Raw genomic sequence first — 26,006 nt, 5'->3', positions numbered from 1 at the left:
GTTCGTCGGCAGATGGCGAACCCGTTGGCCGGAATTCGTCGGCGGTATCCGCAACAGGCCCTCGGGCAGGCCGAGCCGGGGCCGGTCCGGTCGGCAGGAGGTGGCGGGAAACCGTGGTGGACAGGGCGGAATTCCGCCAGGAAACCGCGGGCACGGGCTCGCAGGGAACGGCGGGCACGGGCTCGTCACGGAGCACGGTCGGCCCCGACCGCGCGGGAAGGCAGTGGAGCGGCGTGATGCGGCGGTGCGAGCTGCGGTTCGGACTGCTGGGGCCGCCGGTCCTGTACGACCGACAGCCGTCCGGGATCTCGTACGAGACCCCCGAAGCCCTTTCGGGCAACTCTCCCCACGGCGGCACCGATACCGACAACGGTGTCCGTGCCATCGGCAGCCCGAAGGTGCGCGCGCTGCTGGCCGCACTACTGCTGGAGCCGGGCAGGGTCGTGTCGGTGGAGTCCCTGAAGGACGCCCTGTGGGGCGGGGCGCCGCCGGTCTCCGCGCAGGCATCCCTGCACAACCACGTCACCCGGCTGCGCCGGCTCCTGGACGACCCCGACCGGCTCAGGGCCGTACCGCCGGGATATGTACTGCGTGTCGACCACGGCGAGTTGGACGTGCACGTCTTCGACGCCCGGGTCGCCGAGGCGCGTGCCGCGCATGCCCGGCGGGACTGGCCGGGCGTCGTACGGGCCTGTACGGCCGCACTCGCGCTCTGGCGCGGCACCCCGCTCAGCGGGCTCCCCGCCGACCTCGGCGGCTATGCCCTGGTGCAGCGCCTGGCGGAGGCCCGGCTGCTCCTGCTGGAGTGGCGCTACGACGCCGAACTCTCCCTGGACGGCGCACGGTTGGCCGGGATCGTCCCGGCGCTCGCGGCGCTGGTCGCCGAGTATCCGCTGCGGGAGGCGTACCACCGTCAGCTCATGCTCGCCCTGCACCGCACCGGCCGTCAGGCCGAGGCCCTGGCCGTCCACCGCGATCTGCGCGCCCGCCTGATCGAGGAACTCGGCATCGAACCCGGTCCCGCCGTCCGCGAGGCCCATGTCGAGGTGCTGCGGGGGAGGGGCGAGGAACGAAAGGGGGTCGAGGGCAACGGCCCTCGACAGGGCGCCGAGCATGACCTCCGCCAACGGCCTGCGGTCGCCGGTGACTTGGACGGCGCCGCCGAGGACGAAGCCCGAACGCCGGCCTCGCACGAGGGCGGTGCCGCACCGGACGCCCGGCGGACCCCGCGCCCCGCGCAACTCCCGGCGCCCCCGGCGCACTTCACCGGCCGTGCCGATGTCCGCCGCGAGTTGCGGCGCGCGCTCACCGAGCCGCCCGCCCCGGCTCCGGCCATCGCCGTGATCAGCGGTATGGCGGGAGTCGGCAAGAGCGCGCTCGCCCTGGCGGTCGCGCATGAGCTGCGGGAACGTTTCCCCGATGGGCAGCTGTACGTCAATCTGCACGGTGCCACCCCCGGTATGACCCCGCTCAGCTCCGTCCAGGCGCTCGCCGCGCTGCTCCGGGACCTGGGCGCCGAGCCCCGCAGCATCCCCGAACATCCGGACGCGGCCGCCGCGTTGCTCCGCTCGCTGCTCGCCCCGGCCCGCGTCCTGCTGGTGCTGGACGACGCGGCGAACGCGGCCCAGGTACGGCCCCTGCTGCCGGCCGGGCCCGGCTGCGCGGTGATCGTCACCAGCCGCTCGCCGCTGACCGCGCTCGACGGCGCCCGGCGCTTTCCGCTCGCCCCGCTGACCGGCGAGGACAGCGCGGCACTGCTGCGCGCCGTGAGCGGCCGCGAGGGGCTGGACGCCGGTCACCCGCTGGTCGAGCTGACCGGCCGGCTCCCGCTGGCGCTGCGCGTCGTGGCCGCCAGGCTCGCCGCCCGCCGCGCCCTGACTCCGGACGTGCTGGCGGGCCAACTCGCGGAGACCGGTGGCCGGTTGCGCCATCTCGAGTACGACGACCTGAGCGTCCGGCGTTCCCTGGCCGTCGCCCACGACGCGCTCGCCGCCGCCGAGCGCGAGGTGGAGCAGGACGCGGCCCTCGCGCTGCGCCGCATCGGCGCGCTGGACCTGCCGACCTACGGCGCCCCGCTGATCGCCCGCCTCACGGGCACTGACACGCGGCGCGCCGAGGCGGCCCTGGACCGCCTGGTCGAGGTCGCCCTCCTGGAGGAGACCGCCTACGGCCGTTACGCCCCGCACGACCTGGTCCGCGACTTCGCCCGCGAACTGGCGGACACGGGGAAGGACACCGGCACGGGAGCGCAGAACGACCTTCCGGACACGGACAGCGAGCAGCGCCCGGGCACGCGGGGAGAGGCCGACCGCCGGACCGGCCTCGCCGCCGCGCCCGCCCCCGACCTGGCCGCCCTGCGCTGGTACGGCGCCGTCGCCGAACGGCTGCTGGAGGCGATCGTGGAGCCCGGGATCGACCAGGAGGACCGGCGCCGGCCCACCTCCGCGCAGCCGCTGGAGCACGCTGCCGACGTGGCCGCGCTGGCGTCCTTCGAGTCCGCCGAGCAGGCCTTCGGCTGGGGCGAGGTGGAGCTGGAGAACGTCGTCGCCCTGGTGTCACGCAACGCGGGTACGTCCGACCCGCGTCGGGCCGCGCACCTGTCGACGCTCGCGCGGCTGCTCTTCCCCTACGTCCAGCGCGGCGGCCGGGTCGCCGAGATGGAGGTGCTGGGGCGGGCCGCGCTCGGGGCGGCGCGGCGGCTCGGGGACGCGGCGGCCGAGGCGTACGCACTCGGCGATCTGGCGGCCCTGCACTTCCTGACCGGTCGGCAGAAGGACGCCCTCGCCCTCACCGACCAGTCCCTGGAGATCTGGCGCCGACTCGGTGTCGTGTCCCGGATCCGGCGCTGCCTGAACAACCGGGGCCTGCTGCTGGAGGGGCTCGGGCGGTTCGCGGAGTCCGGGGAGGCGCTGCGGCAGAGCCTCGCGTACTCGCGGCAGTTGAACGACCCCTACGGAGAGGCCGTCACCCACAGCCATCTCGGCAACCTCTACGAGCACACCGACCCGCGTGCCGCCATCGAGCAGCACCGGCGTTCGCTGGCGATCGGGGACGCGATCGGCGCGGTCATCGTGCAGCACTCGGCGCACTGCAACATCGGCTACGCCCATCTCACCCTCGGCGAACCGGCGGCCGCAGCGGAGCACTTCGAGGAGAGCCTGCGCATTCTCGGCGGGCACGGCGACTGGCACGGCGAGTCCCAGACCCGGCTCGGCCTGGTCCGCGCGCTGCGGCAGCTGGGGGAGACCGAACGGGCGGGCCGCGAGTGCACCGAGCTGCTGCGGCGGGCCGACGCCCGCGCCGACCGCTACATGGGCGGCCTGGCCCGGCACCAGCACGGGCTGCTGCTGAGTGCGCGAGGGCGGCGGGCTGAGGCGTACGACGCCTGGCGCGCGGCACTCGCGGCGCTGGACGGCACCGACGAGCAGGCGGTTGTGGCGGAACTGCGGGAGCTCCTCGCGGAGTGAGCGAGGCTGGGCGAGGACATGCGCCCCAAGGGCGCGGGGCTCGGTGATATGCGGCTTTGCCGCGTGGGCGCGACCAGCCACCAAGAGCGACCGAAGTGCGTCAGCGCGGCGCTCACTTGGCGTCCGCATAGCACTCCACCACCGCTGTCGTGAACGGGAACCGCACCGGTGTCTCGCCGAAGGTCAGCCGACCGGCGAGGTCGGCGGAGGCGCGGATGGCCTGGACGACCGCGTCGGTCTCCTCGGCAGGGCAGTGCACGATCACCTCGTCGTGCTGGAAGAACACCAGCTCCGCCTTGAGGTCCGCGCAGGACCGGCGGAGCCCGGCCAGCATCAGCAGGGCCCAGTCGGCGGCGCTGCCCTGGACGACGAAGTTCCGCGCGAAACGGCCCCGCGCCCGGGAGTTGCTGGAGGCGTAGCCGGGGACCCAGGCGCTCTGGCCGTCTGTCTGCGTCTCGGCGTCGTCGTCCCCCACGGGGATGCCCGCCTCCTCCGCCGCATCCTCGCCGGATCCGGCGGCCGGCGGGCAGGTCCGCCCCAGCCAGGTGCGCACCAGCCGGCCTTCCTCGCCCGCGCGTGCCGCCTCGTCGACGTAGGCGACGGCCTTCGGGAAGCGGCGGCGCAGCGCGGCCAGGTTCTTCAGGCCGTCGCCCGAGGTCTGGCCGTAGATCGCGCCGAGGACGGCGATCTTGGCCTGGTCGCGGTCGCCGGAGAAGGCGCGGTCGGACACGGACTGGTAGAGGTCGCTCTCGCGGCCGGCGACCTCCATCAGCCCGGGGTCGCGGGAGATGGCGGCGAGCACGCGCGGCTCCATCTGGTCGGCGTCGGCCACGACCAGCCGCCAGCCGGGGTCGGCGACCACGGCCCGGCGGATCACCTTGGGGATCTGCAGTCCGCCGCCGCCGTTGGTCACCCAGCGGCCGGTGACCGTGCCGCCGGCGAGGAACTCGGGGCGGAAGCGGCCGTCGCGCACCCAGTCCTGCAGCCAGGACCAGCCGTGTGCCACCCAGATGCGGTACAGCTTCTTGTACTCCAGCAGGGGTTCGACGGCCGGATGGTCGACGGACCGGATCTCCCAGCGGCGGGTGGACTTCACCTTGATCCCGGCCTGCGCGAAGGCCTTGACCACGTCGGCGGGCAGGTCGGGGCGGACCCGGCGGCCGAAGGCGGCGGAGACCTCGTCGGCCAGCTCGGCGAGGCGGCGCGGCTCACCGCCGCCCGCGTACCGCTCACCCAGCAGGTCGTGCAGCAGGCGGCGGTGGACCCCGGCGCTCCACGGCAGGCCCGCGTGGTTCATCTCGGCGGCCACCAGCATGCCGGCCGACTCGGCGGCGGTCAGCAGCCGCATCCGGTCGGGGTGGGCGGTCCGGTCATGCCGCCGGAGCTGCTCGGCGTACACCGCGAGGAGGTCGGTCAGGGGCAGGTGGGTGCCCGTGGGCTCGAACAGCGGGGACTGGGCGCCCGGTTCGGCCGAGCGCTGGGGCGGGTCGGGCGGTACGGGTCCGCCCCGGAGGCGGGCCAGGGCGGCGGCGGCCGAGCGTGGCTCGCCGTACCGGCCCTCGTGGCCCAGCAGGAGTGTCTCGGCGTCCTCGATGTCGTAGCACCGCTCCACTCGCACCCCCGTGGCGAGCAGACGCGGGTAGACGTCGGGGGTGGACCGCCACACCCAGCGCGTCACCTCCGGGCGGCTCCGCACCGCCTCGGCGAGATCGCTCTCCCGCCGCACCGGCCCGGCGGGCAGCCCGTCCGGGCCGAGGGGGGCGACGTCCACGCCTGAGTCCTCGGCCGGTGCGAGCGCCCACCGGTCGGTCATGACTGCGAGTGTGGCAGCCGGGTCTGACAATCGCCGTGACCTGCTGTTTCAGTCCTCCGATGCGGTGGTGTCACCCGCCCCGGCCGCCGGGAACTTCTGCTCCGCCAGCAGCGACAGCGTCTTGGCGATGTACGCCTCGGTCGCGGACTTGGTGATGCCGAGACCGCTGAGGACGCCGTGGCCGTTCTCCTGCTCCAGGAGCGCGAGCAGGATGTGCTCGGTGCCGATGTAGTTGTGGCCGAGCCGCAGGGCCTCGCGGAAGGTGAGTTCCAGGGCCTTCTTGGCGTCGGGGCCGTAGGGGACGAGGTCCGGGACCTCGTCCGCGGCGGGCGGGAGCGCGGCGGTCGCGGCCTGCCGTACGGCGTCCAGCAGGACGCCCTGCTCGATGATCGCCTTGGCCCCGATGCCCTCGGGCTCGGCGAGCAGCCCGAGGACCAGGTGCTCGGGGCGGCCCTCCGGGTTGCGGGCGGCCACCGCCTCGTTGTGCGCGGCCATGACCACGTTCCGCGCGCGCGGGGTGTAGCGGCTGAAGTCGCCGGCGTCGAGGCCGGCGGACTCCTTCGACACGAAGCGCTTCTGCGCCGCCTGCCGGGTCACGCCCATGCTCCGGCCGATCTCGGTCCAGGAGGCGCCCGAGCGCCGTGCCTGGTCCACGAAGTGGCCGATCAGGTGGTCGGCCACGTCACCGAGGTGGTCGGCGGCGATCACCGCGTCCTGGAGCTGTTCGAGGGGCTCGTTGTGAGCCTTCTTGATGGCCTCGATGAGGTCGTCGAGGCGGACGGATGCCGTGATGTTCGGGTTGGTCGCCATGTGTCAACCGTAGGTTGCGCCCGAGGAACTGTCAACCGAGAGTTGACAGCCCGATTCTCCTGCGCAGTCACTTCGGTGCGACCGCCAGACGCACCGCGAGCCCGGCGAACACCGTCCCGCTGCAGTAGTCCAGGCCCCGGGCGACCCGGCGGCTGCGCCGCAGCAGCGAGGCGAGCTTCCCGGAGAGCAGCCCGACCAAGCCGTCCACCACCACGCCCATCGCCGTGATCGTGAAGCCCAGGACGAGGAACTGCTCGCGCACGTGCCCGAGGTCGGGGTTCACGAACTGCGGCAGGAAGGAGACGTTGAAGAGGATCACCTTCGGGTTGAGGAGATTGGTGACGGCACCCCGCCAGAACGCCCGTCGGCGCCCGTTCCCCGGTGCCGCCTCGGCCTCGACCGGGCCGCCGTCGCCCCGGAACGCCCTGACCGCGAGGAACAGCAGGTAGGCCGCGCCCGCCCAGTGCAGCGCCTCGTAGAGCGTCGGCAGGGTCAGGAACAGGGCCGACAGGCCGAGGGCCGCGGCGACCGTGTGCACGAGCATGGCGCAGGCGACCCCGACGGCGGCCGCCACCCCCGTCAGGGGGCCGCCCCGGCCGCCCACCGCCACGATGAACATCATGTCGGGTCCGGGAGTGACGCAGAGTGCGAAAGCGGCGATCAGGAACGCCGCGTAGAGAGACGTGTCCACCATGCCGCCATGCTTCGCGCGCCCCCACGCGCGCGTAGCGGAATTCCAGGGACTGAGACGATATGGCGGCCAATCGGCCGACGGGTCGGCGGCGTTGAGGTCCGGGACCCTCGGCCGGGAACCCTTCATCCACAGCCTGTGGACAAAGCTCGGTCCGCTGTCGGTGGGGCATGGCACGATCGACGATGTGACCAGCACTGCCAGCACGGTCGAGAGGGCCTTCAGGGCCGCCCTCTACGACGACACCGACACCGGCCTCGACACGGGCGCCTCCCTGCTAGCCGCCGACCCCGCCGCGGACACCGAACTCGCGCGGCGCGGCGAGGAGTTCGTGGCGACGGCCTGGCAGCGCGGCTGGCAGCCCGCCGATGTCGTACGTCTGGTGCGGCGCGAGCTGGAGGACGCGCATGTGCGCCTGGCCACCGGCCTGATCCGCGCCCAGGCCGGGCAGGACCGCCCGCGCGGACGCCGCTGGGCCGCCCAGCTGGCGGAGCTGCCCGCGGGGCCCGGCCGCGAGGCCGACCGCTTCTCGCAGGCCACGACCGCGCTGCAGCTGTACCGCCTGCTGCTGCGCCTGCCCGCCTTGGAGCCCTTGGAGGAGGAGCGCCGGCGCGCCCCCGGCCCGGCCGCCTCCCGCATGCTCGCCCGGATCCGCGCGCTGCTCGCCAAGGCCGAGGCGACCGGTTATCCGGAGGAGGCGGAGGCGCTCAGTGCCAAGGCGCAGGAGCTGATGGCGCGGCACAGCGTCGACGAGGCGCTGCTCGCCGCCGAGGCGCCCGCGCCGGACGCGCCCGGCGCGTGCCGGATCGGGGTCGAGCCGCCGTACGAACAGGCCAAGGCGGTGCTGCTCGACGCCGTGGCCGGCGCGAACAACTGCCGCGCGGTGTGGAACGAACCGCTCGGCTTCTCCACGGTCGTCGGCTTCGAGGCGGACCTGGAGGCGGTCGAGCTGCTCTACACCTCGCTGCTGGTGCAGGCCACGCATGCGATGACCAAGGCGGAGGCCGCGCAGAGAGCCGGCGGGCGGAAGCGGACCAAGACCTTCCGGCAGTCGTTCCTGGCCGCCTACGCGCACCGCGTCGGCGACCGGCTCGCGGCCGCCGCCGAGACCCAGGTCAGCCAGGACCTGCTGCCGGTCCTCGCCACCAGGGAGATAGCCGTCACCGACCGCCTGGAGCGCATGTTCCCCGAGACCACCACCACCCGCCTGCGCGGCGTGAGCGACGCGGCCGGCTGGACGGAGGGCGCCAGGGCCGCAGACCAGGCGCAGGTCAGACCCCGCCCCAGACTGGAGTGAGCCGGGACCCCAGGTTGGACTGAGCCCCCCGACACCCGACCCGACGCGAGCCCGCCCCGGCTGGACTCAGTCCGCGCGAGGCTGGAGTTCTGCCCGTCCGAAGTCGACGTCAGTCCGCCTCAGCCCCGAGCGAACCCTCTCCAGTCCGGACCGAACCCTCCCCAGCCCGCTGGGGCACTCAGTCGCCGACCTGCTGGAAGGCCGTCACGGAGGCGTTCGGGCCGGTGCTCGCGGGCTGGGTGGCGACGGGGCCGTAGGACCAGGGGAAGCTTCGGGAGGCAGTGGTGCCGGGCAGGGTGATCTTCACGGTCTTGGGGTCCAGCGCGGCCTTGTCGCCCGCCTTGCCGCGCACATAGGCGATGGCGAAGGACGCCGAGTCGCCCTTGGCGAGCTTCAGCTTCTGGGCCTTGGCGCCCTTGAGGGCCGGCACCTTGGCCTCGGTGCTGCCGGCGTTCAGGGCGACGCCCGCGAACTGGTCCAGGGTGCAGGGCTTGCTCTGGTTGGTGATGCTGACCGGAATCTCACCCGTGTCACCGGCCTTCGGCGCCACGCTCGCGGGCCCGATCTGCACGGAGACCCCGCCGATCTCGCAGGCCGAGCCGTTCTTGCTGCCGCCCTTGCTCCCGCCGCCGCAGGCGGTGAGCAGCAGGGCGGCGGCGAGGGTCGTGACGGTGAGCGGAATGACGCGCATGAGCAGGTCCCATCGAGGTCGTGACGGTGCCCCTGCATCATGGCGCCTGCGCCTGGACCCGGTCCGCCCACCCCCGGTGGAATCACCGCTTCAGGTGGCGCGCCTCACCGGACTCACCACCTCACACCGCCTCAACGCCTCAACGCTTCAACTTGGTCGGCAGCGCCGAAGGCAGCTTGCCGCCCTCCGCCTTGGTGTACGTCTCCTTGCCGGTCCGGCCCGACCAGTCCACCGTCATGCCCTTGGCGTCCACCGAGTCGACCATGCCGGTGACCCGGTCCTTGTTGCCGTCGGGGCAGGTCAGATGGATCATCTGCATCCCGGACTCCTCGCCCGCGGCGCCCTGGCACCAGGCCTTCCGGCCGGTCACGAAGAGACCGGCCTTCTTGCCGGTGATCACCAGGGCCACGATCTTGCCGCCGCTCGTGGTGATCCAGCTGCCCTGGAGCTTGCCGGTGGCCCCGCTCGCGGCCCCGGAGTCCGAGGGGGAGGCCGACGCGGTGGTCGCGCTCGGCGTCGAGGAGGAGGCGGTCTTGTCGCCGTCGCCCCCGCCCCCGCTGCACGCGGTCAGCGCGGCGAGCGCGCCCACCAGGCCCGCGGCCACGCTCGCGGTCCGCACCCTTGCCCTCGCAGCACTCGCAGCACTCGCAGCACTCGCAGCACTCGCAGCACTCGCAGCAGTCGCAGCACTCGCAGAAGTCACCGGAAAGCTCCCAAGCTCGTAGCGGCCGGCCGTCCTCGGCCGGACGGCCCGCAGCAAGCTACCAGCAGTGACCAGGGGAACTTCCGGACGCAGGGCGGGAATCCGTTGTGAACGCGCTCACCCGGCTTCACGCCGTACTGCCGTCCCCGGTCGAGATGTATGGGTAGGTGATTTCCTACGCTTGACTCGTAGGGAAACGCCTACCTATTGTCGTACCCATGCACATCACTCACGCCTCCTTCGTCACCCTGCCCGTCGCCGACCAGGACCGCGCCCTGCGCTTCTACCGAGACGTTCTCGGCTTCGAGGTCACCGCCGATCTCCAGATGCCGCCCGGCCGCTGGCTGCAGGTCGCGCCGAAGGGCGCGCAGACCGTCTTCACGCTCTCCGGGCCGGGCATGGGCGGTTTCGAGCCCGGTTCGGCACGGGGGATCATGTTGGTGACGACCGATGTCGACGCCGACTGCGCGCGGCTCGCCGAGGCGGGCACCGAGGTGCAGGGTCCGGAGGAGTACCCGTGGGGGCGCATGGCCTCCTTCACGGACCCCGACGGCAACGGTCTGATGCTGCTGACGGAGAAGGAAGGCTTCTGACCGCGCCATGAGCACTGGGACCGGGACGGGCACCGCCGCCGAGGACCGCGTCTTCGCCGCGCTCGCCAACGCCACCCGCCGCGAGGTGCTGCGACTGCTGCGTGAGCGCGGACCGCAGCCCGTCCAGGCCCTGGCCGACCACTTCGACATGCGCCGCCCGAGCCTCTCGGAACACCTCAAGGTGCTCCGGGAGGCCGGCCTCGTCTCCGAACAGCGCTCCGGGCGGCAGCGCATCTACCGGCTGGAGGCCGCCCCGCTCGCCGAGGTGCAGGACTGGCTCCACCCGTACGAGCGGTTCTGGCGTGACCGGCTGAAGGGTCTCGGCGACCTGCTCGACCGCCTGCCCGACGATGAACAGCCATGAGTACCGAACCCGGCCATGACGCCGACGACCTGACCACCATCCGCGTCGACCAGTTCTTCCCGCACCCGCCCGCCAAGGTCTGGCGCGCCCTCACCGACCCCGCGCTGCTGGCCCAGTGGCAGATGCCCGGCGCCGAGCACTTCCGGCTGGAGGTCGGCCACCGGTACCGGATGACCTCCGTCCCGCGTCCGGGCGCCCGCTTCTCCGGGGTCGTGGAGGTGCGGGTGCTGGCCTACGACATCGAGCGGATGCTGTCCGTCCGCTGGGCCGACGCCGATCCGGCCAACCCCGCGGACTGGACCATCACCTGGACCCTGGAACAGGAAGGGCGCGGTACGCGTCTTTTCCTGGTGCACGAAGGTTTCGATCCGGACGATCCGGCTCAGCTGATGGCACGGAAGATCATGGACGGGGGTTGGCGGGGGCATGTCCTGCCTGCTCTGGGGCAGGCGCTGGAGCAGCTTGGCTGACGCAGGCGTCTCCCGGGCGGGTAAAGCGGACGTCAAACCTGTAACCACGGGAACACCCCTTGTGCACGTGCATTTGCTCATGCATCTGCACGGGAACGGAGCTATGATCCGGGTCAGTTGACCAGAGCATCCATGGCCACACCAGCCAGTGCACCAGCGGGGAGCGACCTGTGGACCGCGACGTTGACGGCGTGTACGGGGGGTACGACGTGTACAACGGCATGACTGCCGCGCAGCTGGCCGGAGTGGCCTGGCAGAAGAGCAGGCACAGCAACTCGCAGGGTTCCTGCGTGGAGTTCGCGCGGCTGCCGGGCGGCGACGTCGCCGTACGCAACTCGCGTTTCCCGGACGGCCCGGCGCTCGTCTACACACGCGCGGAGATCGAGGCCATGCTCCTCGGCATCAAGGACGGCGAGTTCGACCACCTGATAGTGAGCTGACGCCCCGGCGGCGGGCGGACGGCCCTCCGTCGATCGGTCGTATGGCAACGATGTCGGACGGCCGGAAAAGCTGCGACGACGCGCGTAGACACCGCGCGTCCGTCGGTGTCGTACCGCGTCAGCCTGTCGACCGGAGCCGGAACAGCGCCCAGACGACCTTGCCGTGGAGCGAGCCCGCGAGCGGGTGCCAGCCCCAGCTGTCGGCGAAGGAGTCGACCAGGAACAGCCCGCGCCCGGACTCGGCGGAGAAGTCGTCCGAGTCGCGCGGCGCCGGCGTCTCGTGGCTCGGGTCCCGCACCGCGCACACCAGCCGCTCGGTCCAGCGCATCAGGTGCAGCCGCACGGCCGGGGCGTGTTCGGGGCACACGGCGTCGGACGGCAGGCCGTGGCGCAGGGCGTTGGTGACGAGTTCGGAGACGACGAGGCATATGTCGTCGAAGCGGTCGTCGACGTCCCACTGGTCGAGGGTGCCCCGGGTGAAGCGCCGGGCCTCGCGCACCGCTTCGTAGCGGGCGGGCAGGGCACAGGAGGCGGCATCGGACACGGCCGCGGGATCCAACGGCGGAAGGCCCTGCCGTAACGGCTTGAGCATGGTCGATCCATTCGTCCCCATGCGAGGCACTCCCGGGAATTCGCGGTCGTTGCGATGCAGCGGTGGCGCGGCACCATGGTTTCGGATGCGCAGAGCAGATGCAAGGGCAGATGCACGTGCACGCGACCGAAATGGCCCTGCCCGTACCGCTTGTTGGCCATTTTTTCCGCCATCTTCTCGACGGTTGCCGTCAGAGGTCCTGACCTCTTCCCACAACACGCAGGCGGAAACGGCCCACCTCTTTCCGTTTCCGTAACCGGACGAGTACTGCTCGGAGTGTTTTAGTGGCAGACTGCGGGCCCTGGAGACGGTTGGGGAGGCTGGCGAACGTGAGCGCGGGAGAGCCCGGATCGGTGGTGCGGCGGATGCTGCTCGGCTCGCAACTCAGGCGACTGCGGGAAGCACGGGGCATCACGCGCGAGGCGGCGGGGTACTCCATCCGCGCCTCGGAGTCGAAGATCAGCCGGATGGAGCTGGGCCGGGTGAGCTTCAAGACCAGGGACGTGGAGGACCTGCTGACGCTGTACGGCATCTCGGACGAGACGGAGCGCGAGTCGCTGCTCTCCCTCGCCCGGGAGGCCAACGTGGCCGGCTGGTGGCACAGTTACACCGACGTCCTGCCCAGCTGGTTCCCCACCTATGTGGGCCTGGAGGGCGCCGCGTCCCTCATCCGCGTCTACGAGGTGCAGTTCGTCCACGGCCTGCTGCAGACCGAGGACTACGCCCGCGCGGTCGTCCGGCGCGGCATGAAGGGCGCGAGCCCGGCCGACGTCGAACGCCGCGTCGCGCTGCGCCTGGAGCGGCAGAAGCACCTGTTCGCGTCCGGCGCCCCCGAGTTCCACTTCGTGCTCGACGAGGCCGCCCTGCGCCGCCCCTACGGCGACCGCGAGGTGATGCGTGGCCAGCTCCAGCACCTCATCGAGGTCTCCGAGCGGCCCAACGTACGGCTGCAGATCATGCCGTTCAGCTTCGGCGGGCACTCCGGGGAGAGCGGCGCCTTCACCATCCTCAGCTTCCCCGACGCCGATCTGTCCGACGTCGTCTACATGGAGCAGCTCACCAGCGCCCTCTACCTGGACAAGCGCGAGGACGTCGCCCAGTACGAGCAGGCGCTGAAGGAGCTCCAGCAGGACAGCCCGGGCCCCGACGAGAGCCGGGATCTTCTCCGGGGTCTCCTCCAACTGTCCTGACTGGGCCTTCAACTCGCTTTAAACACAAGTACGATGACGTGCGATCAGACCGTGACCAGGATCTGGCTCCGCTAGTGATTGAGGGATCACATGTCGTCCTACTTCAGCGACCTGGCCCAGCAGTACATCGACGGAGAATGGCGACCGGGCACCGGCTCCTGGGATGTCATCGACTTCAACCCCTACGACGACGAGAAGCTGGCCTCGATCACGGTGGCCACGGTGGACGAGGTGGACCAGGCCTACCGGGCCGCCGCCCGCGCCCAGAAGAAGTGGGCCGAGACCAACGCCTACGCCCGCCGCGCGGTCTTCGAGCGGGTGCTTCGGCTCATAGAGGACCGTGAGCAGGAGATAGCCGACCTGATCATCGCGGAACTGGGCGGCACGCGCGTGAAGGCCGGTTTCGAGCTGCACCTCGCCAAGGAGTTCCTGCGCGAGTCGATCAATCTGGCGCTGCGCCCCGAGGGCAGGATCCTGCCCTCCCCGGTCGACGGCAAGGAGAACCGCGTCTACCGGGTCCCGGTCGGTGTCGTGGGCGTGATCAGCCCGTTCAACTTCCCCTTCCTGCTGTCGATCAAGTCGGTCGCCCCGGCGCTCGCGCTCGGCAATGCCGTCGTCCTCAAGCCGCACCAGAACACCCCGATCGCCGGCGGCACCCTGCTCGCGAAGCTCTTCGAGGAGGCCGGGCTGCCCGGCGGCCTGCTCAACGTCGTCGTCACCGACATCGCCGAGATAGGCGACGCGTTCATCGAGCACCCGGTGCCCAAGGTCATCTCCTTCACCGGCTCCGACAAGGTCGGCCGGCACGTGGCCACCGTCTGCGCCGCGAACTTCAAGCGCTCGGTGCTCGAACTGGGCGGCAACAGCGCGCTGGTGGTCCTGGACGACGCCGACATCGACTACGCGGTGGACGCCGCGGTCTTCAGCCGGTTCGTGCACCAGGGCCAGGTCTGCATGGCCGCCAACCGGGTCCTCGTGGACGCGTCCGTCGCCGAGGAGTTCACCGAGAAGTTCGTCGCCAAGGTCAGGACCCTGAAGGTCGGCGACCCGCGCGACCCGCAGACCGTCATCGGCCCGGTGATCAACTCCCAGCAGGCGAACGCGGTCTCCGGCACCGTCGAGCAGGCGCTCGCCGAGGGCGCCACCGCCCTCGTCCGGGGCGGCACGTCCGGCAACCTGGTCGAGCCCAGCGTGCTCACCGACGTCCCCGCCGACTCCGCGCTGCTCCAGCAGGAGGTGTTCGGCCCGGTCGTCTTCCTCATCCCGTTCGACGGCGAGGAGGAGGCGCTGCGCATCGTCAACGACACCCCGTACGGCCTCAGCGGCGCCGTCCACACCGGTGACATCGAGCGGGGTGTCGCCTTCGCCAAGCAGGTCGACACCGGCATGTTCCATGTGAACGACGGCACGGTCCACGACGAGCCGATCGTGCCGTTCGGCGGTGAGAAGCACTCCGGCATCGGCCGTCTGAACGGCGAGACGACGCTGGAGGCCTTCACGACCGTCAAGTGGATCTCGGTCCAGCACGGCCGCAGCGGGTTCCCCTTCTAGCCCTGCCTCTTCGGACTCACGGGCCATTGCGGACAGCACCTGACCGCAATGGCCCGTAGCGTCGTCGGTGTCAGGGGGCGGACGGCCCCGACGACGGCGCGGAAAGGCGGCCGGCCATGGTCAAGCACGTACCGGCGGAGACACAGGGCGACGAGCGCGGGGCGCTCCTCGCGTTCATCGAGGAGCAGCGCGGCGGGATCCGCCGGGCCCTGCTCGGGCTGACCGAGGAGCAGGCGCGCTCCCGCCCCAGCGCCAGCGAGCTGTCGCTCGGCGGCCTGCTCAAGCATGTCGCCGAGGTCGAGCAGGGCTGGGTCGCGCGCGCCAAGCAGGAGCCGCCGGCCATCCGGCGGGACGAGTCCAACTGGCACGAGACCTTCGAGCTGGTCGGCGAGGAGACGGTCGCCTCGCAGCTGGCGTACTGGGAGCAGGTCGCCGCCGAGACGGAGAAGTTCATCCGTTCCGCGCCGAGCCTGGACGACACCTTCCCGCTGCCGCCGGACCCCTGGTTCCCGCCGGAGGGCCGGGTCAGCCTGCGCTGGCTGTGTCTGCACCTGATCCGCGAGACGGCCCGGCACGCCGGCCACGCCGACATCATCCGCGAGTCCCTGGACGGCAGGACGGCCTTCGAGCTGGTGGCGCAGGAGCAGGGCGGCGGCTCCTGGGGGTGAGCGCGGGCGGGCGGCCGTACGGCAATAGCCTGGACCCCATGTCAGCGATCCGTCTCCTCGTGCTGGGCGCGGTCCGCCAGCACGGGCGGGCCCATGGCTACCAGGTGCGCGGCGATCTGGAGTACTGGGGTGCGCACGAGTGGTCCAACGCCAAGCCGGGCTCGATCTACCACGCCCTGAAACAGATGGCCAAGCAGGGGCTGCTGCACGCGCACGAGATCGCACCGTCGACGGCCGGCGGTCCGCCGCGCGTCGAGTACGAGATCACCGACCGGGGCACCGAGGAGTACCTGCGGCTCCTGCGGGACGCCCTGGTCGCGCGCGACCGCAGCATCGACACGCTCTCCGCGGCGATCGGCTTCATGGTCGACCTGGAGCGTGCGGAGGTGCTGTCGCTGCTGCGGGAGCGTCTGCGTGCACTGGCCGAGTGGCGCGACTCCGTCACCGGGCACTATGTGCCCGAGGGCGGCCCCGAACGGCTCGGCCACATCGGCGAGATCATGAAGATGTGGATGCACGCGGCCGACGGCGAGGCCGAGTGGACCCAGGGCCTGATCGGACGCATCGAGGCGGGCGCGTACACGTTCGCCGGCGAGGGCGAACCGTTCGTGGGCATCCTCGCCGACGGGCAGGAGAACCCGTACGCGACGGGGGAACGGCATCCGGAGGACAACCACTGACCGGCTGCCACCCTCACGACGGCTGACCGGCGCTGTCGCTGTCACGACGGCTGGTCGGCTGCCGCCCTCCACGACGGCTGACCGGCTGCCGCCTCCCCAACGGCTGAGCAACTGCCGTTCCCACGACCGCCGATTGGCCGGCGTTCCCGCGACCGCTGACCGGCTGCCACATCCCCCATGCCCGCGGAGCAACTCCCGCCCCCTCGTCTGCGGCACGTACGGCACTACCGGGAGGTGGCGCTCACGTCCTCGCCCGGTGCGTGGAACTGATCGAGGAGTACACCGGCCGCAGGCCGCGCGGCTATGTGGCCCCCTGGTGGGAGATGTCGCCGTACACCGCCGAACTGCTCCACAAGTACGGCTTCTCCTACGACCACTCGCAGAACTACCGGGACTTCACGCCCTTCTACGCGCGCGTGGGCGACAGCTGGACGAAAATCGACTACTCCAAGGAGGCCGAGGAGTGGATGCGGCCCCTCGTCCACGGCCATGAGGTCGACCTCGTGGAGTTCCGCGGCAACTGGTACGTCGACGACCTCCCTCCGATGATGTTCAACAAGCACGCCCACAACAGCCACGGCTATGTCTCGCCGCGCGCCCTGGAGCAGGACTGGAAGGACCAGTTCGACTGGGTGCACCGGGAACTGGACTACGCGGTGATCCCGGTGACCCTGCATCCGGACATCAGCGGCAGGCCGCAGGTGCTGCTGATGCTGGAGCGGTTCATCGAGTACGTCTCCGCGCACGAGGGCGTCAGCTTCTGCACCCTGGAGGACGCGGCGGACGACTTCCGCCGCCGCTTCCCCTTCGAGGGCGCAGAACGCCCGGCCGACATGGTCTGACGCCCGGGCAGGAGGCGGCGCTCAGTGGTGGAACCCGGTCGCCGCCTCCTTGTCCCGGGTCAGCGGCTGCGGCTGCCGACGCAGTTCGGGCAGCAGACGGGTCAGGTCGGCCAGGAACAGGTCGGCCAGGTCGTGGGAGAAGCCGTTGCGGCACACGACCCGCAGCACGGAGAGGTCCTCGCGGTTCGCCGGGAACGTGTACGCGGGCACCAGCCAGCCGCTCTCGCGCAGCCGCCGGGAGACGTCGAAGACGTCGTACGCCTTCACCTCCGGGGCGGTGGTGAAGGCGAAGACCGGCAACTGGTCGCCCCGGGTCAGCAGCCGGAAGTCGCCCAGCTCCTCGATCCGCCCGGCCAGCGAGGTCGCCACGGCCCGCGTCGACTGCTGCACCGCGCGGTACCCCTCGCGCCCCAGGCGCAGGAAGCTGTAGTACTGGGCGACCACCTGGGCGCCGGGCCGGGAGAAGTTGAGCGCGAAGGTCGGCATGTCGCCGCCCAGGTAGTTGACCCGGAACACCAGCTCCTCGGGCAGCGCCTCGTTGTCCCGCCACAGCGCCCAGCCGACGCCCGGATACACCAGGCCGTACTTGTGCCCCGAGGTGTTGATCGAGGCCACGCGCGGCAGCCGGAAGTCCCACACCAGGTCCGGGTCCAGGAAGGGCGCCACCATGCCGCCGGACGCGCCGTCCACGTGCACCGGAATGTCCAGCCCGGTGCGCTCCTGGAGGGCGTCCAGGGCGGCGCACAGCTCCGCGATCGGCTCGTAGGAGCCGTCGAAGGTCGAGCCGAGGATGCCGACGACCCCGATGGTGTTCTCGTCGCACAGCTCGGCGGCGGCCTGCGGGTCCAGATGGAAGCGGTCGCCCTCCATGGGCACCAGCCGGGCCTCCACCTCCCAGAAGTTGCAGAACTTCTCCCAGCACACCTGGACGTTGATGCCCATGACCAGGTTGGGGCGGGCGCCCGGGTAGCGGTCGGCGTTGCGCTTGGCCCACCGTCGCTTGAGCGCCATCCCGGCGAGCATGCACGCCTCGCTCGACCCGGTCGTCGAACAGCCCACCGCAGCCGCCGGGTCCGGCGCGTTCCACAGGTCGGCGAGCATCGCCACACAGCGCCGCTCCAGCTCGGCGGTGCGCGGGTACTCGTCCTTGTCGATCATGTTCTTGTCCCGGCACTCCGCCATCAGCACCCCGGCCTGTGGCTCCATCCAGGTGGTGACGAACGTGGCCAGATTCAGCCGGGAGTTGCCGTCCAGCATCAGCTCGTCGTGCACCAGTTGGTACGCCGTGGACGGGGCCAGCGGCGCGTCCGGGAGCCGGTGCGTGGGCGGGGCCTCGGTCATGCCGCCGACCGGATTGGCCTCCCCGTAGAACGGGTTGACGGAAATCGTCCGCTCTTCGTGTTTCTCGGGACCTTTGTGCAGGGCCATGAACGTGCCTCCAGGGAGCCGGAAAAGGGTATTCAGCGGATCGGGGTGCCGTCCTCGCTCAACTGCATCTGCGGGCGCCCCGTCACCAGCAGCCAGGCCGGCAGCGACGCGATGCACAGCACGGCGATGATGGCGGGCGAGGCGACCAGCACAGCGGCGGTGAACAGGCTCACCCAGCCCTGCCGGGTGATCGCCAGGAGCATGCCCAGGACGCCCGTTGCCACGCCCAGCGCCGGATGCACGGCCGGGACCAGCGCGTGGGCGCACAGTCCCAGGGCCGCGCCGACGAAGACGGACGGGAAGATGCGGCCGCCGCGGAAGCCGCAGGACGCGGCGACGAGCAGCGCGGCCAGCTTCACCACCGCCATCCCGGCGAACTGCCCCGCCGACCAGCCGTCCGGGTGACGGGCCAGCACCCCGACCTCCGACAGCCCCTTGAAGAGCGTCAGATGGCCGCCCAGGGCCCCCAGAGCCCCCAGTACGACTCCGCCGGCCGGAAGCATCAGCATCGGGTGCCGCAGCCGCCGGAAGGCCGCGTGGGCGAACGGCAAGGCGTGGACGGCGCCCATGCCGAGCAGCGCGGCCGCCGGGGCGATCACGAGCGCCGCCAGGACGTCCTTCGCGTCCGGGTGGCCCATGGGCGGCAGCCCCAGGTCGAAGGTCGGATGCGCCACCAGGGTGGTCGTGACGGCCCCGCACGCGCCGGCGGTCAGCGGCGCGAACAGGTTGTCCCACAGCCGCCCCCGCATCGGGCGCCCGGCCAGCGCCTCGGAGATGACCAGCGCCGCCGCCACCGGCGTGCCGAACAGCGCGCCGATCGTCGCCGCCTCCGCCAGCACCGGCCACAGGGTGTCGGGCGCCCGGGGTGCCAGGCGCACGCCGAGCCAGACCGCGAGGCCCACGTTCACGGCGATGATCGGGTTCTCCGGGCCGAGGCTCGGGCCGCCGGCCAGCATCAGCCCGGTCGCCAGCACCAGGCCCGGCAGCACGACCGGCGGCATCACGGGGGCGTTCAGACCGAGGGTGGCCGGGTCGGGCCCGGCGTGTCCGGGCACCTTCCACACCACAAGGCCGACCGCGAGGCCCGTGGCGGTCAGCATCACGAACATCCACAGCACCGAGTAGCGGCCCACCCCGAGCGCGTCCGGCAGCGGCCCCCACAGCACGTGCTGGAGCTGCTCCGCCGCCGTGCTCACCCCGACGAAGAGCAGGCTCGCCCCCACACCGACGGCCACGGCGGGCAGGATGAACGGCAGCAGGGCCCGCGCCGGCGCCGTAGGGGCGGTCGGGGGCGCCTGCGGCGCGTCGGTTTCCTGGGCCACGGGCTCACCATAAGCGGACAAAAAGCACACAACATCCTGAATGTCCCGAACGGAAACCGGCTTGCACCTCACGTGACGTGAGGCCTCAGCGTGGAGGGCGTACCGACGACAAGGAGCGGAAAAGTGAGCTACTCCGTGGGACAGGTCGCGGGGTTCGCCGGGGTCACGGTGCGCACCCTGCACCACTACGACGAGATCGGCCTGCTCGCGCCCGGCGAGCGCACCCATGCCGGGCACCGGCGCTACACCGACGCCGACCTCGACCGGCTCCAGCAGATCCTGTTCTACCGGGAGCTCGGCTTCCCGCTCGACGAGGTCGCGGTCCTGCTCGACGACCCGGACGTGGACCCGCGCGCACACCTGCGCCGCCAGCACGAACTGCTGACCGCCCGGATCGAGAAGCTGCAGAGGATGGCCGCGGCCGTGGAGCACGCCATGGAGGCACGCAAGATGGGCATCAACCTCACCCCTCAGGAGCGGTTCGAGGTGTTCGGGGACAAGGACCCCTTCAACGAGGAGTACACCGAGGAGGCGGAGCAGCGCTGGGGCGACACCGAGGCCTGGGCCGAGTCACAGCGCCGCGCCGCGAGCTACACCAAGGAGGACTGGAAGCGGATCAAGGCCGAGGTCGACGACTGGCAGGAGCGGTACGCCGCCCTGGTGACCGCGGGCGAGCCGCCGTCCGGTGAGGCGGCCATGGACATGGCGGAGGAACACCGGCAGCACATGACCAGGTGGTTCTTCGAGGTCCCGTACGAGATGCACCGGTGCTTCGGGCAGATGTACGTCTCCGACGAGCGCTTCAAGGCGTACTACGACGCCATGGGGGCCGGTGTCGCCGAGCACCTGCGCGACGCGATCCTCGCCAACGCCGACCGTCAGACCTCCTGACCGCTCCCGGCCCGGGAGTGCACGGGTTCACTCCCGGGCCAGGACCACCGCCGTGCCGTAGGCGCACACCTCGGTGCCCACGTCGGCGGCCTCGGTCACGTCGAACCGGAACGCCAGCACCGCGTTGGCACCACGCGCGCGTGCCTGCTCCACCAGGCGCTCCATGGCCTGGTTGCGGGTCTGCACGAGCGTCTTGGTGAGCCCCTTCAGCTCGCCGCCGATCATCGACTTCAGTCCGGCGCCGATCTGGCTGCCGAGGTGGCGCGAGCGCACGGTGAGTCCGAAGACCTCACCGATCACCTCCTGCACCCGGTATCCGGGCACGTCGTTCGTGGTCACGACCAGTACGTCCGGCTGGGGCCCCTGGCCGCCGCCGTAGTCATCGAGTCCCATGAGTCACAGCTTTCTCCCAGTCATCGCACAGTGCATCCTGGGGACACCGGTGGAACCTGGGGCGGTCACATCACGTTGATAGCTTTGTGCGGCCTTCCCCCGAAGACCAGCCCCCGTAGCCGCCTTCACCCCCTCAGGAGCCCGGACCCGTGATGACACTCGCCCTCGGCCCGAGCTGGCTGGATCCCAACTATCTGCTCGACACCTACAGCATCTGGGGCCTGCTGCTCATCGTCTTCGCCGAGTCCGGCCTGCTCATCGGCTTCTTCCTGCCGGGTGACTCGCTGCTGTTCACCTGCGGCCTGCTGATCACCTCGAAGCAGCTGGACTTCCCGCTGTGGGGCGCGATCGGCCTGATCTGCCTCGCCGCGATACTCGGCGACCAGGCGGGCTACATGTTCGGCAAGAAGGTGGGCCCGTCCCTGTTCAACCGCCCCGACTCCCGCCTGTTCAAGCAGGAGAACGTCACCAAGGCGCACGAGTTCTTCGAGAAGTACGGCCCGAAGTCCCTGGTCCTGGCCCGCTTCGTGCCGATCGTGCGGACGTTCACGCCGATCATCGCCGGCGTCAGCGGCATGAAGTACCGCTCGTTCCTGATCTTCAACGTCATCGGCGGCACCCTGTGGGGCGCGGGCGTCACCCTGCTCGGCTCCTGGCTCGGCAACATCGACTTCGTCAAGAACAACATCGAGGCGATCCTCATCCTGATCGTCCTCGTCTCCGTGGTTCCGATCGCGATCGAGTTCCTGCGGGCCCGCGGCAAGGGGAAGCAGGCAGCACAGTCCGCCCCGCTACCTCAGCCCCAGCACCAGCAGCCCCCGGCCATGGACACGGCGACCACCCAGCTGCGCCGCATCGAGCCGGACGAGCCGTACGGGCAGCACTACGGCAACCAGTACGAGCAGCAGCCGTACCAGCAGCCCCAGCAGCAGGGCTGGAACCAGCAGGAGCAGTACTGGAACCAGGGCTACGACCAGCAGCAGTACCCGCAGCAGCAGTACGACCAGAACCAGTACGAGCAGAACCAGTACGAGCAGAACCAGTACCCGTACGGCTACCGCAACCACTGAGGGGGCGTGGGGAACTGCGCGCCTAGAAGCCCCTGGTCCGCTTGGCCGCCCGCCGCTTCCCGGCGGACCCCACCCGCAGGAACAACCGGAAGATCTCCGACCCCAGATTGACCCCGATGGCGATGGCCATGGCCAGCGACGCCGCGTTGGCCAGCGACACCAGCCCCTTGTCCACCTCGTTCTGGGCCATGTTCAGCAGCCCGAAATACGTGGCGGAGCCGGGCAGCAGCGGTCCGATCGCCGCCGTCGTGTAGGGCAGCGCCGACGCGAACCGATAGCGCGACAGCAGCTGCCCGAACAGACCGACCAGCCCAGCGGCCGCAGCGGTCGACGCCACGGGCGAGATATCGGCGACATAGTGCATCGCGCCGTACACCGACCACGCCACGCCCCCGTTGAGCGTCACCCACAGCACGGTCGACCGCTCCTGCTGGAGCAGCACCGCGAAGGTCAGTGAAAGCAGCATGGAGGCCGCGATCTGGATCAGCGGCCGTTCGTTGATGACGAGCGCCGCGTCCGGGTTGAGCTTGCCGCCGACCTTCACCCCGAAGTAGAGGACGACCAGCACCCCGGCGACGATGCCGACGAAGAAGTACAGGACCTCCAGCAGACGGGCCGACGCGGTGATGTAGAAGCCGGTCAGACCGTCCTGGACACCCGCCACCAGTGCCCGCCCGGGCAGCAGCGCGAACAGTCCACCGGTGACGACGGCGGACGCCTTCACGTCGACGTGCGCCAGCGCGAACGCCACCCCGATCGCGGCGGGCGGCATCGCGGCGACCGTGAACTGGTAGAACTCCGGCAGCCCGCGCCCCGCGCACAGCCAGGCCAGCCGGTCGCCGAGCATCGCGCCCACCGCGGCGGCGACGAACACGATCAGATCACCGCCGACCAGCACGGAGGCCGCACCGGCCAGCAGCCCGCTGGCCAGGGTCAGCGCCCAGCCCGGGTAGGGGTGCCGGTTGCGGCGGATCTCCGCCAGCCGCCGGTAGGCCTCCTCCAGGGAGACATGGGTGTCGGGGTCGGTCAGATCGTCCACCAGCCGGAACACGGCCGCGAGCCGGGTGTAGTCGGTGCCCCGCCGCCGTACCGTCCGCGAGGCGGTCACCGGGTCGTCCACCAGCGACGGCTGGTGCGAGATCGACAGCAGCGTGAAGGTGACGTTCGGCTCGCAGCGGTCCAGACCGTAGGAGCGGCACACCGCGAACATCGCGGTCTCCACGTCCTCCGCGCCCTCACCGCCGGCCAGCAGCAGCTCGCCGATACGCAGGGTCAGGTCCAGCACGCGCGGGACGGCCGGGCCCTCCTCCTCCACCCGCTGCACCAGCTCGGGCGCCGGCCGCTCGGCCACCGGCATGCGCAGCATCGTGCGCATCCGGTCCTGCCAGGGCGCGTCCTTGATCAGGCTGACCAGCGGCACCCCGGTGGCCGGGGTGAACGCCGTCAGGGAGTCCTTGGCGTGGTAGGCGCTCGGCGGGCTGAACGCCGACACCTCCGGCTCGGCGCTCGGCGGATGCGGCGTCTCCAGGCCCTTCGGCAGGGCGAACTCGGAGGTGGTCTCCGGCTCACCGCCGCCCTCGGGGACCTCGATACCCGCGGGAACGGCGAACTCGGACGTGATCTCCGGGTCGTACCGCGCCTCGTCCGACCGGGGCTTGCGGTCCTCCGCCTCCGTCACCTCGCACCGCTCCCTGAACGACACCTTCCGTACGGCTCAGTATGCGCACAGGACCTCGACGGGTCGTACGCGCGCGTGGATGGGAACGGGCCGCACGCGTGCGCGTACGGCCCGTCCACGAGAAGGGCGGGGCTCAGTGGCCGCCCTGCTCCTCGAAGCGCTTGTAGGAACGCTCGATCTCCGCCTCGGCGTCCGTACGGCCCACCCAGTTGGCGCCCTCGACGGACTTGCCGGGCTCCAGGTCCTTGTACACCTCGAAGAAGTGCTGGATCTCCAGGCGGTCGAACTCGGACACGTGGTGGATGTCGCGCAGGTGCTCCACACGCGGGTCCGTGGCCGGAACGCACAGCAGCTTGTCGTCGCCGCCCGCCTCGTCCGTCATGCGGAACATGCCGATCGCGCGGCAGCGGATCAGGCAGCCCGGGAAGGTCGGCTCGTCCAGGATGACCAGCGCGTCCAGCGGGTCGCCGTCCTCGCCGAGGGTGTTCTCGACGAAGCCGTAGTCGGTCGGGTAGGCGGTCGAGGTGAAGAGACGACGGTCCAGGCGGATCCGACCGGTCTCGTGGTCCACCTCGTACTTGTTGCGCGAACCCTTCGGGATCTCGATCGTGACGTCGAACTCCACCGGTGGCTCCTCCATGATCAGCACATAGTTCTGGTGGTTAAGTGTCCCTCACGCAGGTGTGTGATCGCGAAAGGGGCTGGTGGTCGTGCCAGAGCTGAGGCCTTGGCGGGCCGCGAGACCGCAGGTGGAGCGGATCGCGAACGCCGTACGACCGCGTCTGGCGCGCGCCGGGGCGGCCGCGAGGCCGCGGGTCGCGCGCTTGACGCGGGCCCTGCGCTCCTCGCCCCTGGTCCTGGCGCGGCCGCGGCCCGTGAAGACCTGGCAGTACACCGCGGGCGCCGCCACCGCCGGCCTGGTGCTGGCCGCCGGCGTGGTGACCGCGGCCGGCCCCTGGGACGCCAACGGTCAGCGTACGGCCGAGCGGGACCGGGCCGCCGCCCTGGAGCGGACAGGTGGCGCAGATCACGGCCGGTCCGGTACGGCCGTCGGGGCGGCCCGGCCCGCCCCGAGCGCCGGACCCGTCCTGATGGGCCTGGACGGTGCGACGAGCGCCGTCGACACCAAGAAGGCCGCACCGGGCGGAAGGGCCCTCTCCGACGTCCTGAAGCCCCTTCTGGACGCCTCCGCGCTGGGCGGTACCCACGCGGCCGCCGTCGTCGACGTCGCCACCGGCAGGCGCCTGTACGCCGCCGACGCCGGCAAGGCCCTCACCCCCGCCTCCACCACCAAGATCGCCACCGCCGTCGCCGCCCTGTCCGCGCTGGGCCCCGACCACCGCCTCACCACCCGCGCCGCCCTCGAACCCGACACCGGCGAACTGGTCCTGGTCGGCGGCGGCGACCCCACTCTCACCGCCCGCAAGAAGGCCGGGGGCTGGGCGAGCCTGCGCACGCTGGCGGCGGACACCGCGAAGGCCCTGGGCGAGCGCGGCATCCACAAGGTCACGCTCTCCTACGACACGACCCTGTACTCCGGCCCCGCCGTGCACCCCATCGGCGTCAACGACAACATCGCACCGGTCAGCGCCCTGAGCGCCGACGAGGGCCGCACCGACGGCTCGACCAGCGGACCGGCGCCCCGCGTGAGCGACCCGGCGAAGGACGCGGCGAGCAAGTTCGCGACCTTCCTCAAGGCCGCCGGCATCACCACCACACCCCCCGGCCCCTCCAAGGCCACCACGCGCGCGCAGACCCTCGCCACGGTCTCCTCGCCCCCGCTGGCCGACGTGGTCGAGCGCATGCTGACCAACAGCGACAACGACATCGCCGAGGCCCTGGCCCGCCAGACCGCCCTCACCAGCGGCCGGCCCGGCAGCTTCGACGGCGGCGCCAGGGCGATCTCCGCACGGCTGACCAAGCTGGGCCTGCCGATGTCCGGCGCCTCCTTCCACGACGGCAGCGGCCTCGACCGCGACGACCGGCTCACCGCCGACCTCCTCACCGCCCTCCTGGTCACCGCCGGCGACCCCGGCCGCCCCGGCCTGCGCCCCGTCCTCACCGGGCTGCCCGTGGCCGGCTTCACCGGCACCCTGGCCGACCGCTACACCGACAGCGCGGCAGGCGTCGTACGCGCCAAGACCGGCACCCTGACCGGCGTGAACACCCTCGCCGGCACGGTCGTCGACGCCGACGGCCGCCTCCTGGCCTTCGCCTTCATGGCCTCCGGCACGACGGACCCCCTGCAGGCCGAGTCGGCCCTGGACAAGACGGCCACGGCACTGGCGGGGTGCGGCTGCCGATAGCCACGGCCGGCGGCACCAGGTGCCCACCCGACGCCCTCAGCCCCTGCCGACCCTCA

General features: G+C 71.6%; 25 protein-coding genes. 14 read left to right on the top strand and 11 right to left on the bottom strand.

Annotation, left to right across the window (positions count from 1 at the left end; translation table 11 throughout):
• Positions 1 to 236: 236 nt before the first annotated feature.
• Complete coding sequence (locus tag ACZ418_RS34130) at positions 237 to 3,467, top strand: AfsR/SARP family transcriptional regulator (protein WP_468370903.1); 3,231 nt, start codon at positions 237 to 239, stop codon at positions 3,465 to 3,467.
• A gap of 112 nt (positions 3,468 to 3,579) precedes the next feature.
• Here ACZ418_RS34130 and ACZ418_RS34125 read toward each other — a convergent pair whose 3' ends face one another.
• The 3 genes from ACZ418_RS34125 to ACZ418_RS34115 form a co-directional block, all read right to left on the bottom strand.
• A complete protein-coding gene (locus tag ACZ418_RS34125) occupies positions 3,580 to 5,280 on the bottom strand; it encodes a bifunctional 3'-5' exonuclease/DNA polymerase (protein ID WP_468370902.1) in 1,701 nt (566 codons plus the stop codon).
• A 48-nt stretch (positions 5,281 to 5,328) separates the two neighbouring features.
• Positions 5,329 to 6,090, bottom strand: coding sequence for a Clp protease N-terminal domain-containing protein (locus tag ACZ418_RS34120; protein ID WP_468370901.1), 762 nt, complete (start codon positions 6,088 to 6,090; stop codon positions 5,329 to 5,331).
• 67 nt (positions 6,091 to 6,157) lie between these two features.
• The gene (locus tag ACZ418_RS34115) at positions 6,158 to 6,784 is read right to left on the bottom strand and encodes a LysE family translocator (protein WP_468370899.1); all 627 of its coding nucleotides are present in this window, start codon (positions 6,782 to 6,784) and stop codon (positions 6,158 to 6,160) included.
• Between the two features lie 184 nt (positions 6,785 to 6,968).
• Between ACZ418_RS34115 and ACZ418_RS34110 the strand changes: the two genes are divergently transcribed.
• Positions 6,969 to 8,078, top strand: a complete 1,110-nt coding sequence (locus ACZ418_RS34110) for a DUF2786 domain-containing protein (RefSeq protein ID WP_468370897.1) — start codon at positions 6,969 to 6,971, stop codon at positions 8,076 to 8,078.
• Between the two features lie 178 nt (positions 8,079 to 8,256).
• Here ACZ418_RS34110 and ACZ418_RS34105 read toward each other — a convergent pair whose 3' ends face one another.
• Entirely contained in the window at positions 8,257 to 8,769 is a 513-nt protein-coding gene (locus ACZ418_RS34105; RefSeq protein WP_468370895.1) for a DUF4232 domain-containing protein, read from the bottom strand.
• A gap of 139 nt (positions 8,770 to 8,908) precedes the next feature.
• Positions 8,909 to 9,388, bottom strand: a complete 480-nt coding sequence (locus ACZ418_RS34100; RefSeq protein WP_468370893.1) for a hypothetical protein — start codon at positions 9,386 to 9,388, stop codon at positions 8,909 to 8,911.
• A gap of 302 nt (positions 9,389 to 9,690) precedes the next feature.
• Between ACZ418_RS34100 and ACZ418_RS34095 the strand changes: the two genes are divergently transcribed.
• The 4 genes from ACZ418_RS34095 to ACZ418_RS34080 all read left to right on the top strand — a co-directional run bounded on the left by ACZ418_RS34095 (position 9,691) and on the right by ACZ418_RS34080 (position 11,339).
• Positions 9,691 to 10,065, top strand: a complete 375-nt coding sequence (locus ACZ418_RS34095) for a VOC family protein (RefSeq protein ID WP_468370891.1) — start codon at positions 9,691 to 9,693, stop codon at positions 10,063 to 10,065.
• A gap of 7 nt (positions 10,066 to 10,072) precedes the next feature.
• Positions 10,073 to 10,429: an ArsR/SmtB family transcription factor gene (locus ACZ418_RS34090; protein ID WP_468370889.1), complete on the top strand. Its 357-nt coding sequence runs from the start codon at positions 10,073 to 10,075 to the stop codon at positions 10,427 to 10,429.
• Positions 10,426 to 10,899 (top strand): SRPBCC family protein, encoded by a 474-nt coding sequence (locus ACZ418_RS34085; RefSeq protein WP_468370887.1) that lies wholly within the window; start codon positions 10,426 to 10,428, stop codon positions 10,897 to 10,899. Before ACZ418_RS34090 ends, ACZ418_RS34085 begins: the two co-directional genes overlap by 4 nt.
• Before the next feature lie 170 nt (positions 10,900 to 11,069).
• Positions 11,070 to 11,339, top strand: coding sequence for a DUF397 domain-containing protein (locus tag ACZ418_RS34080; protein WP_468370885.1), 270 nt, complete (start codon positions 11,070 to 11,072; stop codon positions 11,337 to 11,339).
• Positions 11,340 to 11,457: 118 nt separating this feature from the next.
• On the opposite strand, the gene ACZ418_RS34075 is transcribed toward ACZ418_RS34080, so the two are convergent.
• Positions 11,458 to 11,952: an ATP-binding protein gene (locus ACZ418_RS34075; protein ID WP_468370883.1), complete on the bottom strand. Its 495-nt coding sequence runs from the start codon at positions 11,950 to 11,952 to the stop codon at positions 11,458 to 11,460.
• A gap of 344 nt (positions 11,953 to 12,296) precedes the next feature.
• On the opposite strand from ACZ418_RS34075, the gene ACZ418_RS34070 reads away from it, so the two are divergent.
• From ACZ418_RS34070 to ACZ418_RS34050, 5 genes are all read left to right on the top strand, one after another.
• Positions 12,297 to 13,121 (top strand): helix-turn-helix domain-containing protein, encoded by an 825-nt coding sequence (locus tag ACZ418_RS34070; protein WP_468371066.1) that lies wholly within the window; start codon positions 12,297 to 12,299, stop codon positions 13,119 to 13,121.
• A 90-nt stretch (positions 13,122 to 13,211) separates the two neighbouring features.
• The gene (locus ACZ418_RS34065; protein WP_468370881.1) at positions 13,212 to 14,672 is read left to right on the top strand and encodes an aldehyde dehydrogenase family protein; all 1,461 of its coding nucleotides are present in this window, start codon (positions 13,212 to 13,214) and stop codon (positions 14,670 to 14,672) included.
• A gap of 116 nt (positions 14,673 to 14,788) precedes the next feature.
• A complete protein-coding gene (locus tag ACZ418_RS34060) occupies positions 14,789 to 15,340 on the top strand; it encodes a DinB family protein (RefSeq protein WP_468370879.1) in 552 nt (183 codons plus the stop codon).
• Between the two features lie 38 nt (positions 15,341 to 15,378).
• On the top strand, positions 15,379 to 16,020 hold the full coding sequence (locus ACZ418_RS34055) for a PadR family transcriptional regulator (RefSeq protein ID WP_468370877.1): 642 nt from the start codon (positions 15,379 to 15,381) through the stop codon (positions 16,018 to 16,020).
• Between the two features lie 260 nt (positions 16,021 to 16,280).
• The gene (locus tag ACZ418_RS34050; protein ID WP_468370875.1) at positions 16,281 to 16,862 is read left to right on the top strand and encodes a polysaccharide deacetylase family protein; all 582 of its coding nucleotides are present in this window, start codon (positions 16,281 to 16,283) and stop codon (positions 16,860 to 16,862) included.
• A 21-nt stretch (positions 16,863 to 16,883) separates the two neighbouring features.
• Here ACZ418_RS34050 and ACZ418_RS34045 read toward each other — a convergent pair whose 3' ends face one another.
• Both ACZ418_RS34045 and ACZ418_RS34040 read right to left on the bottom strand, forming a co-directional pair.
• Positions 16,884 to 18,290, bottom strand: coding sequence for a glutamate decarboxylase (locus ACZ418_RS34045; RefSeq protein WP_468370873.1), 1,407 nt, complete (start codon positions 18,288 to 18,290; stop codon positions 16,884 to 16,886).
• 32 nt (positions 18,291 to 18,322) lie between these two features.
• Positions 18,323 to 19,612 (bottom strand): ion channel protein, encoded by a 1,290-nt coding sequence (locus tag ACZ418_RS34040; RefSeq protein WP_468370871.1) that lies wholly within the window; start codon positions 19,610 to 19,612, stop codon positions 18,323 to 18,325.
• A gap of 123 nt (positions 19,613 to 19,735) precedes the next feature.
• Here ACZ418_RS34040 and ACZ418_RS34035 point away from each other — a divergent pair, with 123 nt between their 5' ends.
• The gene (locus ACZ418_RS34035) at positions 19,736 to 20,503 is read left to right on the top strand and encodes a MerR family transcriptional regulator (RefSeq protein WP_468370869.1); all 768 of its coding nucleotides are present in this window, start codon (positions 19,736 to 19,738) and stop codon (positions 20,501 to 20,503) included.
• Positions 20,504 to 20,530: 27 nt separating this feature from the next.
• Here the strand turns inward: ACZ418_RS34035 and ACZ418_RS34030 are convergent, their stop codons facing one another.
• A complete protein-coding gene (locus ACZ418_RS34030) occupies positions 20,531 to 20,896 on the bottom strand; it encodes a YbjQ family protein (RefSeq protein WP_451009489.1) in 366 nt (121 codons plus the stop codon).
• A 149-nt stretch (positions 20,897 to 21,045) separates the two neighbouring features.
• Between ACZ418_RS34030 and ACZ418_RS34025 the strand changes: the two genes are divergently transcribed.
• Positions 21,046 to 21,966: a DedA family protein gene (locus tag ACZ418_RS34025; RefSeq protein ID WP_468370867.1), complete on the top strand. Its 921-nt coding sequence runs from the start codon at positions 21,046 to 21,048 to the stop codon at positions 21,964 to 21,966.
• A 22-nt stretch (positions 21,967 to 21,988) separates the two neighbouring features.
• Here ACZ418_RS34025 and ACZ418_RS34020 read toward each other — a convergent pair whose 3' ends face one another.
• Both ACZ418_RS34020 and ACZ418_RS34015 read right to left on the bottom strand, forming a co-directional pair.
• Positions 21,989 to 23,644, bottom strand: a complete 1,656-nt coding sequence (locus ACZ418_RS34020; protein ID WP_468370865.1) for a threonine/serine exporter family protein — start codon at positions 23,642 to 23,644, stop codon at positions 21,989 to 21,991.
• A gap of 133 nt (positions 23,645 to 23,777) precedes the next feature.
• A complete protein-coding gene (locus ACZ418_RS34015) occupies positions 23,778 to 24,269 on the bottom strand; it encodes an inorganic diphosphatase (RefSeq protein ID WP_189303680.1) in 492 nt (163 codons plus the stop codon).
• A 79-nt stretch (positions 24,270 to 24,348) separates the two neighbouring features.
• Between ACZ418_RS34015 and dacB the strand changes: the two genes are divergently transcribed.
• Positions 24,349 to 25,950 (top strand): D-alanyl-D-alanine carboxypeptidase/D-alanyl-D-alanine endopeptidase, encoded by a 1,602-nt coding sequence (gene dacB / locus ACZ418_RS34010; RefSeq protein ID WP_468370862.1) that lies wholly within the window; start codon positions 24,349 to 24,351, stop codon positions 25,948 to 25,950.
• The last annotated feature ends 56 nt before the right edge of the window (positions 25,951 to 26,006 follow it).

The organism is Streptomyces sp. NPDC030820, assembly GCF_055572075.1.
Note: the sequence above shows the minus strand (reverse complement) of the source record. Positions and strands in the feature narration are given on the sequence as shown.